Here is a 12,404-nt window from a genome sequence, read left to right as displayed (position 1 = left end):
AGTTCAAGTTATGTGCTTTAAAGTCCAAGTTCATTGAACGCTTGTCGTGTCACTGATACGGCTTCTTGATTCTAAATAAGAATCGTGTTAGGGAAATTATCCGGTAACGACATCAACATCCTTGCGGGCCATGCGGAACTGTTTGGGTGTGATTTGATATTTGTCCTTAAATGCTTTGTTGAAATGTGAGCAATTTCTAAAACCGCTTTCAAAACAAATTTCATTGACGTTGAGGTCCGAACTAACCAGCAGCGTGCTGGCGTATTCAAGACGTTTATCATTAATCCACTTTCCAGGTGTCTGCCGGTAAGTTGTTTTAAAATCCCGTTTGAACGCCGATAAGCTCCGGCCGCACAGTCTTGCAAATTCGTCTAAGGGAAGATCGTATTGAAAATTTTTCATCATTATATCATGCAAACCTGTTTTGCTTGTTTGATTTAACGTGGCGAAAAATTGCGCCAGTTTTTTGTGCCTTGGGTTAAGTATCAAGTTAAACAACAACTCTTTGAACTTTATCTCAACAAGATTTTGAGGTACTTCTCTACCCATTTGCAGGTAGTTGTATATGCTGTAAAACAACGCCTTCAAAGATTCGTCCACGTCCAATGGAAAAGCTTGGTCCGTTACAGGCGCAGTCGTTTGGGTTAAACCAATGTTCTTATTCTCTCGCAGGAAATTACAAATAAACTCATCGTTGAGAAAAAATGTGAGTATACAATGATCAACATCAAAATATTGCTTTGTCGTATAAACTCCTTTTCGCAGAAAGATGGCATCACCTTCATTTACTTCGAATGTTTTATCAGAAACAATCCAGTCTTTCTTTCCACTAATGACGTAAGTGATGAAATGCATGTCCAGTAAAACCTGAAACTTTTCCACATCGATAGGACATTTATATTCCAGAATCATGTAGTCGCTGCCTATCACCTTATTGATAGTGCGGTCTTCCTTGAGTTTATCGTAGACGTTGAAGATCATATTCGGCAAACTGGTGCTTTGGTTAGAGGCTATACTAAGTTAATAAACTAAATGGAAAGGTCGTCCTTTGATCTTATGTGCATGTGTACGGTAATTGTGGCTTTGGGTTGGGAGCAGGTATACATCGGTTCTTTTACAAAACGATCGCCAACCGCTTTTCAAGCAAATTATTGACTCCGGTTTGTGGGGTTTTCGTAACTATTCTGACAGCGGAGCTAACCCTTAGCTACCCCTTAGCTAGCGTCAGGTTTTAGTGGCAAACCTGAAATTATGTCAGGTAAAATATGAGATGGTTAAGACGGCCTTTACGGACGGGGCAATTCAGTTCTGTCTCTGAACATTGTTAAAACTTACTGCTGGCTCTCAAAAAAACTTTTTTAACAAATTCAGTACCTTTTGCCCGCTTTCTTCTTTGCCATTCAGAATGCTGCTAAACACAGCTTTATCTTCGCTGGTAATATCAGTTTTATACTCCATTGCATTTTTGGAAATATTTTTAGTTCCCATATGCCAGCTTGGAAATGATTTTTCTTTTATGGGTCCGTAAGAGATCATCATCGGGCTTGTATGTCGAGGATCTTTTTTAATTTTTTCATATAGATCCATGATGACCTTGGCTTCGCCTTCAACCAACTGAATAAATTTATTCCCGGAATAAAGCAGCACACCCGTGATTCCTAAGGCGGGATTATTTTTTTTACACGATTCTAAAATTTTCTGAATTTCCTCCTCCGTACAGTTTGGCTTCCGATTGCTTACGTAGACTAGATGAGATAGCATACTTGATTGGTTTTAGTTTACGTTTAACAGGTACATCCCCAACTTGTTTTCTATACGGCATCTAATACTTATTGAAATAGGAGAACCATCGCCAATCACAAATATTTAAATGGCTATAATTGAATCTTTATAAAAGTGTACATGGAAAAGATAATGTTAAAGCTTCCAAGCCTTTGAACGTCAAAATCCATTATACGAATCTAATAAATAAATTTTCTTAGTCATCGGTGTCGTGACAGGGGATGGGCAGAAGCCGGCTATACCTAACAAAAAAAATGCAAGTGAAACGATGTTCACTTGCATGGATTAAGGACTATAACAAATATTAGTGTTGATGACTAAAAGCCATCGCGAATGTCGTAGTGCTTCTTGTTAGTAATGCGATTGGGTACGCGCGCATATTTAACAAGTGATGTAATGTCGCCCGTAAAAACAGCGATGAGTTGCTTTATTAAGAATTTTATTCGGTTCATAATGTTGGTGTTTAATGTTGTATAGAAGGTCACATTTCTTTGGCCGTTGGAGGTATTAAGTTTCGCTCAAAGTAAGCGAACCGTTGACCGGATGTTTCACCAGGCAATTCACAATAATAAATCCGTTGACAATATTTTGTAATTACTAATTCTAAATCGGGATTCTCTTTTGCTGTAATGATCGTCCCTTCCGCATAGAGGTTATCCCTCTTATTTCTATCTTTCATTTGATGTTCATTATCAGATGTTGAGTGCCAAAATCAAAAACCTTCACACTGCGTTACCTTATATTAGGTTAAGGAGCCTCGATGATCAGTTTGAGCTCGCTGGCAGTTAATGCTAGCTTAGGTTCCAGATGGTTGAACATTTCAACTTTATGAGTCTCATCGAAATTCAAATCTTCATCCGTTAGTTTCGGGAATCTCATTTTCAACTTTGCCTTTTGAGCCTCCCAATTTGTCTTAGGAGATTTTATGAAGTTTGCAGCTATCATTCAGATGTAGTTTTTGTGTATGTGGTGATTAACCTAAGGAGTTACCCATTTGCTGAACAACTTCGAAAGCAATTCGAGGTAGTGTGTAAGAAATCTAATTACAGGATTTGTACTCTCAGCCTGTTGTGGCGGCATAACGCTATGTCTATTGCGCCACTGATTCAAAATGATGTTTTTCTCTGACATATAAATTGTGTGTTGTTTGCATTCTGACCGTTATTATAAACGATCGAAAATCAGAAGCCTTTTGAAATGTGTTTGATAGAGAGAATATTTCAAAAAGAGATGATCTTTATACACGAATGTACGGTTATTAGACAGGGGGGAATTACATAAGCAGTCAAATATGTTACATTATTCACTGATTTGGGTTACCATTGTTAAAAATGATCCAGGTATACCATGTGCCTCAACCACCTTTAACCGCGTTTTAAAGTGAAACTGTACATTAAATACATGGTGAGCCTTCGCTGTAAGATGATGGTGAAAGCAGAACTGAAGAAGCTCGGGCTACAGCATGAGGTAGTCGAACTAGGGATGGTAGAGGTCTATGGCGACATGACTTCAACTCAACGTGAGCAGCTAAAACGTAATCTGCTTTCGTCGGGTCTAGAACTTTTGGATGACAAGAAAAGCATCCTCATTGAGCGAATAAAAAATCTCATCATTGAAATGATTCATTACAGTGACGAAGTGCCAAAGCTTAATTATTCCGACTATCTGAGTGAGAAGCTTGATTATGACTATACTTATTTGTCGAATGTTTTTTCGGAGGTAAAGGGAATAACGATTCAGCAATTTATCATCGAAAACAAAATAGAGAGGGTGAAGGAATTATTATTGTACAACGAGCTTAATCTTACTGAGATCGCTTACAAACTGCATTATAGCAGTGTAGCACATTTATCGAATCAGTTTAAAAAAGTCACAGGATTGTCGCCGTCTTTCTTCAAAAAGCTTAAACAGAAACGTAACAGTAACTTGGAAAATATCTAATACAAGTTGTCGGTAGGAAATAATAAAATAGTATACAATGGATTATTAATTCCATTGTATAACTGCGCCTAGAATGATTTTGCTATTTTTCCTTTCTTAAGGAAATAATCATCACCCCATTCTTTCCCTTTTCTCCATATTCCTTTAAGGATGCTTCGTCCATAACGATCTCAAGGGACTCGATTTCAGTAATGTTAAGTTTTGCAAGATCCTCTTTGGTTATTTCCAAATTCACTTCGCCATCGGAAAGTAAATAAAGAGGATCGGGAGGTTCTGGAGGTAATACTTCTTGTGCAGTTTGAACAAGACTGGCCTCTTCCTGAGGTTGGGATTGTTGTGCATGCGCAAAGGCACAAACACAGATTGTGAAAGCAGCAACTAATAGACTTTTCATGATGTTAGGGGTTAGTCGAGAATGGCTAATGTAAAATAAAAATTGTGTGAGCCGGTTAACCTTGGGCAAATTTTTTTTCGGCGAGCTACGGATATTATCGATAAGAGGCACACTTGGGATGGCTTTGCGCCGACGAACAATTTTGAGAAATAACGAATGGGTACAGTTCAAACGTATGCATTTGGCGGGGTGCAACAATTATCCCTGGGTTCGCTGGCCACTACAGCAACTGGATATACCAACAGGTTAATTTTTCCATGTGTGCTAAATCCGACCTTTTTTTGAGGCGTGTTTGTGTGCGAACGACGGGAGAAGCGCCGTTACCATATTAAACATTCTCAAACCCTTAACCCCTGAAACATTCAGAGGCCGCCGAAAGTGGAGACAGAACAAGAATGTTTAGAAGGTCTCCTACAATAAAGATTTTTCCTGATTAAGCCTTTAATTTCAGTAACACCACCAAGGATTCATATACCGGCTGATTGTTTTGACCTTTGTAAGGCGACAAGTATTGAAATGACGTCATTTATCCCTGTCAGGCGTACCGTTGCAAAGGCAACTTCATCCTATTGAAGACGGCGCTATAAAGGTACTAATGCAACCATAGCCATATCAACAATGAACATCGGGCTTTAAGAATATTCGATAATACTTTCTCCGTCAATGTTGCGCCTTCATTAAGAATGTGTTTTTCAACAACAGCTGGATTGACCCAGATGGGGCCACCTGCTTGATAAGAAAATTTCGACAAAATTAACGGCCAGTACCACCTGGTAGGCTATCTCGCAGCAGCAGAATGGAACAGCCCATCCGTTGTATCGATTCGGCTCAGCGTATCCTGACGAATTGTCAAGTAGACGTGCACAATTACGGGCTGATTTCAAAAAAATGAATCCTGTTTTCTGATCGGATTCTTTGTGTCGATACAAAAACATCTTTATGCCCATAATGCCTTTTACGCTTCATTAAAAGGCATTATTCTGAAATTATTAGCATATTTTATCCATCTTGCAGCCGAATAATATGGATATTAATAACCATGGCTAAATTTTCAGACAAACAAATAGAGGAAATTAATGAAGTAATTAGCGCCGTCGAGAAGGAGCTAAAACCAAATCAACAGATCGGGGCCAGGGATCGCAAAATACTAGCTGGCCTTTTGCAAGCCGCTAAGGTTGATAAGACACCTAAATTTTTCCCTTGCAAGCGTGAGTATTCCGAGGCTGTGATTTCCTATTTCACAAAGGAAAAGAACCTTACTAGAAATAAATTCAGCATGAACGCGCAATCGTTTATTTATCTGCTCTAGCAAGGGCACTCACTTTTGGTTACTAATTTATAGCATAATCGTTCTAAATTTCAGTCGAGTTAGTTCAGGCTTTCGCACGATGGTAAAATGTATTTCTCCATGATTTCAAAATAGTATTTGGCGGGATCAGTGGACCAGTTGCTGCCGTTGAATACAACCACCAAATGCAATTCAGGAACTATCCAGATGTATTGGCCTCCATATCCCCAGGCGAAATAACTATCCACAGTTTTTCCTTTCCAGGGAAATTCCTTTGTCCACCAAAAATAGGCGTAACCAAAACCTGGTGCCAATTGAATTTTTGTTGTGGTAGACTCCTTCACCCATGCTGAAGGTACAACTTGATTACCCTGCCATTGGCCATTGTTTAAATAGAGCAGACCAAACTTCAGCATATCCCGTGGCCGGAGAAAAATATCACCGATAATGCCGTTGTTTACCGCCCCTAAGTCATAGCTGTTAATGCCGAGAGGTTTTAGCAATCGTTCCTCCATTTCCCGTTTGTTGTCCAGTCCCGTAGATTTTTGGAGCACGTGGTTCATCATTAAATGATTTAACGAATTGTAGGCAAACACTTTCTCTTCACTTTTTGGTTGTGATAAAAGATACCTGAACTGATCAGGCTGATTCGCGGCGATCTCGGCAGTATTTTTTTCGTGTCCATAATCGTAAGTGATTTCGTCCCATGCCAAACCGGTGGTCATGCTCAGCACCTGATCCATTGTGATGCTTTTGTTTTGTTCATTACAAATCAGGTCTTGATGGATCGGAAAGTATTCACATAGCGAGGCCTGCGCGCTGTTAATTTCACCTTTTCCTAAGGCGATTCCCGTTAGCGCGGAAACAAAACTTTTAGTGGCCGATTGTATTCCAAAATGTGCTTTCCGCTTAAAGCCATAAAAGTATTCTTCCAATACCAGACAATTATTTTTTGCAACTAGCAGACTATGTACATAATGATATTTTCCATCGATGATAGCATGCACGAGACTATCTAGCGGACCGGTTCGAAGCTGTTGTTCTTTCAGTGAACAAACCTCTATGTCATCATTCTCTAAAGGAGGAAGTTGATAAGTATACTCTTTAGTGGCTCGCGGTCGAAACCCGACGATCGTATCGGATTGAACGGGCACAAAGATCAAAGGAAAGACACGCCTGTCTTCTGAAATCCAGTTACCGCTGATCACTCCTTCCTCTGCATCATAGTAACCATTAAACTCCGAGTAAAAATCTGCGCGGCTAAAATGCAGTGAATCATTTTTAAAATATAATGTATCAAGAGGAATTTCTTCTCCGCGGAGTGAGACCGCTGTGAGTGACGACTGGGATAAGTTCAGGTATAGTCTGTATGTAAAACCATCTATTTCCAACCTGCCATAATAATCACCTATCGGCGCTGATGACGGTGGATGGCAGCTTAACAGCAACCCTAAAGAGACGATGAATAGTCGATTCATTAAAAATGATTTACCTCATTTCGTACACTATTATCCAACGCTATGCACTCAGATAAATTTAATTCAGAATTTCTAATTACCAATCAGCAGGTGGAAGGCGAATCTTTGGATCTCGCCCTGTTCCACTCCTCGCAGTGTTGAAGTCACTTTTACTCCGAGACAATTTTTGCTATACGGTTAGTGCACATTAAGGTTTTGTAGAATACTACATTAGCGCTATAACTTTAGTTATAGCTAAATAGCGGCATCGTATAGGTTTTTTTTGAAACTTGTCCGCTTGGGCTCCCGTTATGGTGTGTAATTAAAATTTACCCATATAACACAATGAACCTTATTAATGATTTTCAACACAAGGTGTTGAATGCAGCTACCCGTATGAGTTTTTTAGCAGCGTTTGTGATTACAGCTACTGTCTTTACCGCTTGCGATGATGACGATGATAATGGTATCGGATCTGTAGCAGGTAACTGGCGTGGAAACAAAACTGAATTAACAATTTTAGTTGAAGGCGTACCTACTCCAATAAATGAAACCGATGATTCCTTTGCAGGGGAAGTTGAATTCAAGAGTAATGGAACTGCGGTTTATACGGAGGATGGAGACGAAATTATCGGTACCTGGTCACAAAATAACAATAAGTTGACCTTAACTATTCCGGATGATTCCCAAGAGCTTGATATGTCAGGTGTTTACACGATCCAGGAACTGAGTGGCTCAAAATTGAAGCTTTATATTGAGAAGGAAGGTTCATTTGAAGATCCCGACACTGGATTTGTTTTCGATGCAACCATCAAAGCAACACTTTACTTCGATAAAAACTAATTCGCTTAAATAACTCTTAACCGATAAAAGTGCCTTGGGAAAATTCCCGGGCATTTTTTTTTGCTCATAAGCGTGAGTTCTGGAAGCTGCTTGGTAAACGGCATGTACTTCGGGCGGCAGCCGTCACGTTAGCGATAATTTCTTCCAATGTTCTAATCTTCTTTGATCAGCTTTCTAATCAGCTTACCGATCGCTAACCCAATAAACCGAAGTACAATGCCGGTGATGATACAAATAAAGATATACTGCGCAACGGCCTGACGCTGTTCCGGTGTTGACGCGATTAAAGCCACGCCAGTAAATAAGACAATGATTAAGAGGCCCCACTTTTTATTCATGTTTGTCAATTTAAAGAATCAACACGAGCGTGTTTCGGCAAGCGGTCATAATTCCAGAAACATTTTAGAATGCAAAAAAGTATACTATTATGACGAAAACATATCTCTGGTAAATTAACATCCATGAAGAATACAGCATGGGTAGAAATATATTTGGTTTCCACGACTAAACATTCGATACATCACCATTCGTCAGCAGACCGCATGGTTATGGTTCTGAACTCATTCAGAAGCCTTTCATGCAGTCCGTCTTCTTGTGTGTAACCGGTAATCTTGATAAGTCCTTTACTGGAAGTTTTATTTGTTACCGGCGGTGTGACGCTGCTTACGTTCATCCCCGCCCGCTGCATCGCATAGGTTTTATTTGTAAACGCGTTATCGCTCGATGCCTGTCCGCATACTTCAAACGTCCTTTTGGAATCATCTTTTATTATTAACCAAAATTTTGAATACATAGGATGACATTAAGGTTTGGCAAAAGTACACTTTTAAATTCACCGCTACGGTGGCGAAAAGATCTAACCTCATAGCGTATACCATAATTATTTTTTGGCGACGATGCAGCCTTTTAGATTGGTCGCATATCTATTAGGAGGGCTTAAGATATTACCACTGGTTTAGTACACAAAATCTGCCTCAAATAGAGAGATGCTTAAAAATTTAAACGAATTTCCGGTAACTTCTATCAACATCGACAGTATATCCATCAATAAAGAAACTTTTGCTAAGGCCGCAACCAAAATAACCTCGTTATGATCAAAAATTATTTAAAGATTGCCTGGAGAAATCTTTCCAAAAACAAAATTTTTTCGCTTATCAACATTGGTGGGCTGGCGGTCGGTATGGGGGTGGCAATCTTAATTGCGTTGTGGGTCTACGATGAGTTAAGTTTTGATAAATACCATCAGCATTACGACCGCATTGCGCAGGTGATGCAGCATCAGACCTGGAACGGAGAAATTGGAACACAAGAAGCCAATCCCGCGCAAATGGCTGAAGAAATTCGCAACCTGTACGCAAATGATTTTAAGTACGTTCTCCAGGCCTCCTGGAATTTTAATCATACCCTTACCTATGGTGACAAGATGTTTCTAAAACCAGGGTGTTATTTCGAGCCTGAAGCCCCCGACATGCTGAGTCTAAAAATGCTGCAGGGCTCCCGCACAGGATTAAATGAAATGAATTCGATCCTGATATCTGAATCCGTGGCTAAAACCTACTTCGACAACGAAGACCCTATTGGTAAAGTACTTCGAATCGATAATGAGGTAGATGTAAAAGTGACTGGCGTGTATGAAGATCTGCCGTTCAATACATCTTTCAAAGACATGACTTTCATTCTCCCATGGTCGTTATACCTGAGCCAGAATGAATGGATTCGTAAAATGGAGAATCCGTGGGGAAGCAATTATACGCGCACTTTTGCCATGATTGATGAACAAGCAGATATGGAAAAGGTGTCGGTGAAAATAAAGGATGTAAAGCTGAACAAAGTTGGCGATGATGAACGGCGGTATAAGCCGGCCGTGTTTCTGCACCCTATGCGCAAGTGGCATTTGTATTCTGATTTTAAGAACGGGATAAACACCGGAGGTCGGATTGATAATGTCTGGTTATTTGCAACCATTGGCGTCTTTGTGTTAATACTTGCCTGTATTAATTTCATGAATTTAAGCACCGCCCGTTCCGAAAAGAGAGCGAAAGAAGTAGGAATAAGAAAGGCGATTGGATCTGTGCGTAGGCAACTGGTCGCGCAGTTTTTCAGCGAATCTATTCTGATTGCTGCGCTGGCATTTATTTTTTCAGTGCTCTTGGTGTTTTTAATATTGCCGTATTTTAATTCAGTGGCAGATAAGAAAATAAGTTTGCCATGGTTAAATCCTGGCTTTTGGATATTTGGTTTTACCTTCAGCATCGTGACAGGAATGTTCGCTGGTTTTTATCCGGCCATGTTTCTCTCTTCTTTTCAACCTGTAAAGGTGTTGAAGGGAACGTTTCGGGTCGGACGTTTCGCTGCGATCCCTAGAAAAGTATTGGTGGTGCTGCAGTTCACCATCTCCACTACATTGATTATTGGAACAATGGTGGTATACAAACAAATCAACCATGCACAGAACAGACCAATCGGTTATAGCAAGGATGGCTTGGTTAGTATTCAGGTGACAGAAGAAATCCATAAGCATTTTGATGCAATGCGGACGGAATTGATAAATGCCGGTGCCATTGTTGAGATGGCTGAGTCTGGCAGTCCTACAACTTCTGTATGGAACACCAATGGAGGTTTTGACTGGGAAGGCAAAGACCCTGAGCAAGGTGTCGATTTTCCGAATAATGCTGTGAGCACGCATTACGGTAAGACTATTGGTTGGACTATTATAGAAGGTCGGGATTTTTCGGAGGAGTTTGCTTCCGATTCAAGTGCATTTATTTTGAACGAAGCTGCTGTTAAGTTCATCGGGTTCAAAGATCCGATCGGAAAAGTTATTCATTGGGATGAAAAACCCTATACGGTTATCGGCGTGGTCAAAGATTTATTGGTGCAGTCACCTTATCAACCAGTTCGCGCGGCTATGTGGCACCTTACCAATGAACAATCAAATGTTTTACTACTCAAGATCAACCCCAAGGCCACTGCAAAAGATGCTTTGAGCAAAATTGAAGAAGTGTTTAAAAAAGTAAATCCGGCATTTCCCTTCGACGCAACTTTTGTGGATGAAGAATATGCGCGCAAATTTGGTAACGAAAAACGTATTGGTGAGTTGGCCACGTTTTTTGCCATCCTTGCTGTCTTTATATCCTGCCTCGGTTTGTTTGGATTGGCTTCGTTTGTTGCCGAGCAGCGAACAAAAGAAATCGGTATCCGCAAGGTCTTAGGCGCGTCTGTAACAAATCTGTGGAGGATGCTTTCGCAGGATTTCGTGGTGTTGGTAATTATCTCCAGCCTGCTGGCAGTACCACTCGCTTACTACTTCATCAGTAATTGGCTGAAGCAATTTGAATACCGCACCGAAGTGTCCTGGTGGATATTTATGATTTCTGTTTTTGGTGCAATATTGATTACGTTGCTCACGGTAAGTTATCAGGCGATCAAAGCATCATTGATGAATCCAGTTAAGAGTTTACGGACAGAATAGGTTAGATCGCCGTCCAGCACTGTAAAGGTCTCGGCGGTTCTTAATCAATTCGTTTTTGGGACATTTCTTAAAAAAAGGTCTTATTTATTGGGGATTCAAATATTTCTTTCATGCCATAAAATTGCCCACGTGGACAACCTAGAAATAGCGCTTGTGCTAAATTAATATTAGTCTGAGCCTTTGATGAAGTTATAATAACAATTGGATAAGATCGTGAATCAAACAACCCCTTAAAGCAAGTAATCTGCTCAATTCATCGACTTCAATTGATGCCCTTATTTCTTAACTTTTTTCCAGAAGATCATCGCAGGTGCGCTTGAGTCATCAAACGAAACATAGCCCATCACCTGCAAGACATCTTTGGTCAGTGATACCACTTCAAACTCCTCTTTTTCATCCGGATCGTCCTCGTACGCTAATGTCAGAAAGGTTCTCTTTTCTGGTTTTTTCAGAGACTTTTTATCTTTGGCATTATCATACTTTCTCTGTTCATCTTCATCTACTTTTCTTTCCAGTGCCCATTTAGAATATTTTGTAACTTTCTCTTTGCATCCGTCCACGCCTGTACCTGTGGCACCGTTTGCTGTATAATCACCAGCGAACGTAAGCTGCTGCACGCGTAAGCAAGCACTGTATTCTTTAACGGCGTTTGCGCTTTTTACCCCGTCCTTATTTATATCTACGGGTTTTCCGAAACTCACTGAATCAATTTGCCAGTTACCGGCAAGTTTAAGTTCCAATAAAGGCATACTGCCTTGTGCGTGAACAAGCAGCATTGATAAGTACACCATTGAAATTGTTAAGATGGTTTTTTTCATAACGGTATTTTAATTTGTTGTGACTATTAAAGTTATTTTGTATTCAGTCTATGGTAGCTAATGTCTTGATGCCACACTAGTTACTTATTCCAAACTTCACGAAATGATTACGATTCTATCTTTTCTTTCCCTGGTAAGTTCTGACAACGGAATATGAGAAAATAATGGTGGAAGAGGGCGGCAGCCGTAAAGGTCAAAAATTGGAATATATGTTATTCACGACATTGACGGGACACCGTCCTTAAATTCAAATTCATCCATATTGATGGCTATTCAAGGTGGCAGGAATCAAGGGGTGAAAAACCAATTAACACGATCCCGCTAAAAGCTCACGTGAAAATGTGCATGGATGGGAAATCGCCGAGGAGTTCCGTTGCCGGCCACCTAAGTCATACCACCGTGCGACTGG

The 12,404-nt window shown here is 40.2% G+C and carries 14 protein-coding genes; 4 read left to right on the top strand and 10 right to left on the bottom strand.

Annotated features, from left to right (window positions below):
* Positions 1 to 96: 96 nt before the first annotated feature.
* The 5 genes from P2W71_RS18380 to P2W71_RS18360 all read right to left on the bottom strand — a co-directional run bounded on the left by P2W71_RS18380 (position 97) and on the right by P2W71_RS18360 (position 2,727).
* Entirely contained in the window at positions 97 to 981 is an 885-nt protein-coding gene (locus P2W71_RS18380) for an AraC family transcriptional regulator (RefSeq protein WP_276373340.1), read from the bottom strand.
* Between the two features lie 363 nt (positions 982 to 1,344).
* On the bottom strand, positions 1,345 to 1,761 hold the full coding sequence (locus P2W71_RS18375; protein WP_276372778.1) for a BLUF domain-containing protein: 417 nt from the start codon (positions 1,759 to 1,761) through the stop codon (positions 1,345 to 1,347).
* A gap of 338 nt (positions 1,762 to 2,099) precedes the next feature.
* Positions 2,100 to 2,234 carry a hypothetical protein gene (locus P2W71_RS18370; RefSeq protein ID WP_276372777.1) on the bottom strand — a complete coding sequence of 45 codons (135 nt, stop codon included), beginning with the start codon at positions 2,232 to 2,234 and terminating at the stop codon, positions 2,100 to 2,102.
* 29 nt (positions 2,235 to 2,263) lie between these two features.
* Complete coding sequence (locus tag P2W71_RS18365) at positions 2,264 to 2,461, bottom strand: hypothetical protein (RefSeq protein WP_276372776.1); 198 nt, start codon at positions 2,459 to 2,461, stop codon at positions 2,264 to 2,266.
* 68 nt (positions 2,462 to 2,529) lie between these two features.
* A complete protein-coding gene (locus P2W71_RS18360; RefSeq protein WP_276372775.1) occupies positions 2,530 to 2,727 on the bottom strand; it encodes a hypothetical protein in 198 nt (65 codons plus the stop codon).
* A 435-nt stretch (positions 2,728 to 3,162) separates the two neighbouring features.
* On the opposite strand from P2W71_RS18360, the gene P2W71_RS18355 reads away from it, so the two are divergent.
* Positions 3,163 to 3,723, top strand: coding sequence for an AraC family transcriptional regulator (locus tag P2W71_RS18355; protein ID WP_276372774.1), 561 nt, complete (start codon positions 3,163 to 3,165; stop codon positions 3,721 to 3,723).
* An 82-nt stretch (positions 3,724 to 3,805) separates the two neighbouring features.
* Here P2W71_RS18355 and P2W71_RS18350 read toward each other — a convergent pair whose 3' ends face one another.
* Positions 3,806 to 4,117: a hypothetical protein gene (locus P2W71_RS18350; protein WP_276372773.1), complete on the bottom strand. Its 312-nt coding sequence runs from the start codon at positions 4,115 to 4,117 to the stop codon at positions 3,806 to 3,808.
* Between the two features lie 1,039 nt (positions 4,118 to 5,156).
* Here P2W71_RS18350 and P2W71_RS18345 point away from each other — a divergent pair.
* Complete coding sequence (locus P2W71_RS18345) at positions 5,157 to 5,426, top strand: hypothetical protein (RefSeq protein ID WP_276372772.1); 270 nt, start codon at positions 5,157 to 5,159, stop codon at positions 5,424 to 5,426.
* Between the two features lie 59 nt (positions 5,427 to 5,485).
* Here the strand turns inward: P2W71_RS18345 and P2W71_RS18340 are convergent, their stop codons facing one another.
* Positions 5,486 to 6,883 carry a serine hydrolase gene (locus P2W71_RS18340; RefSeq protein WP_276372771.1) on the bottom strand — a complete coding sequence of 466 codons (1,398 nt, stop codon included), beginning with the start codon at positions 6,881 to 6,883 and terminating at the stop codon, positions 5,486 to 5,488.
* A 324-nt stretch (positions 6,884 to 7,207) separates the two neighbouring features.
* Between P2W71_RS18340 and P2W71_RS18335 the strand changes: the two genes are divergently transcribed.
* Positions 7,208 to 7,705, top strand: a complete 498-nt coding sequence (locus P2W71_RS18335; RefSeq protein WP_276372770.1) for a lipocalin family protein — start codon at positions 7,208 to 7,210, stop codon at positions 7,703 to 7,705.
* A gap of 152 nt (positions 7,706 to 7,857) precedes the next feature.
* Here P2W71_RS18335 and P2W71_RS18330 read toward each other — a convergent pair whose 3' ends face one another.
* Entirely contained in the window at positions 7,858 to 8,043 is a 186-nt protein-coding gene (locus tag P2W71_RS18330; RefSeq protein ID WP_276372769.1) for a hypothetical protein, read from the bottom strand.
* 182 nt (positions 8,044 to 8,225) lie between these two features.
* Complete coding sequence (locus tag P2W71_RS18325; RefSeq protein WP_276372768.1) at positions 8,226 to 8,498, bottom strand: hypothetical protein; 273 nt, start codon at positions 8,496 to 8,498, stop codon at positions 8,226 to 8,228.
* Between the two features lie 297 nt (positions 8,499 to 8,795).
* On the opposite strand from P2W71_RS18325, the gene P2W71_RS18320 reads away from it, so the two are divergent.
* On the top strand, positions 8,796 to 11,177 hold the full coding sequence (locus tag P2W71_RS18320; protein ID WP_276372767.1) for an ABC transporter permease: 2,382 nt from the start codon (positions 8,796 to 8,798) through the stop codon (positions 11,175 to 11,177).
* 275 nt (positions 11,178 to 11,452) lie between these two features.
* Here P2W71_RS18320 and P2W71_RS18315 read toward each other — a convergent pair whose 3' ends face one another.
* Positions 11,453 to 11,995, bottom strand: coding sequence for a hypothetical protein (locus P2W71_RS18315; protein WP_276372766.1), 543 nt, complete (start codon positions 11,993 to 11,995; stop codon positions 11,453 to 11,455).
* Positions 11,996 to 12,404: the final 409 nt, after the last annotated feature.

Source organism: Chryseolinea sp. H1M3-3 (assembly GCF_029360725.1).
GTDB lineage: Bacteria > Bacteroidota > Bacteroidia > Cytophagales > Cyclobacteriaceae > Chryseolinea.
Note: the sequence above shows the minus strand (reverse complement) of the source record. Positions and strands in the feature narration are given on the sequence as shown.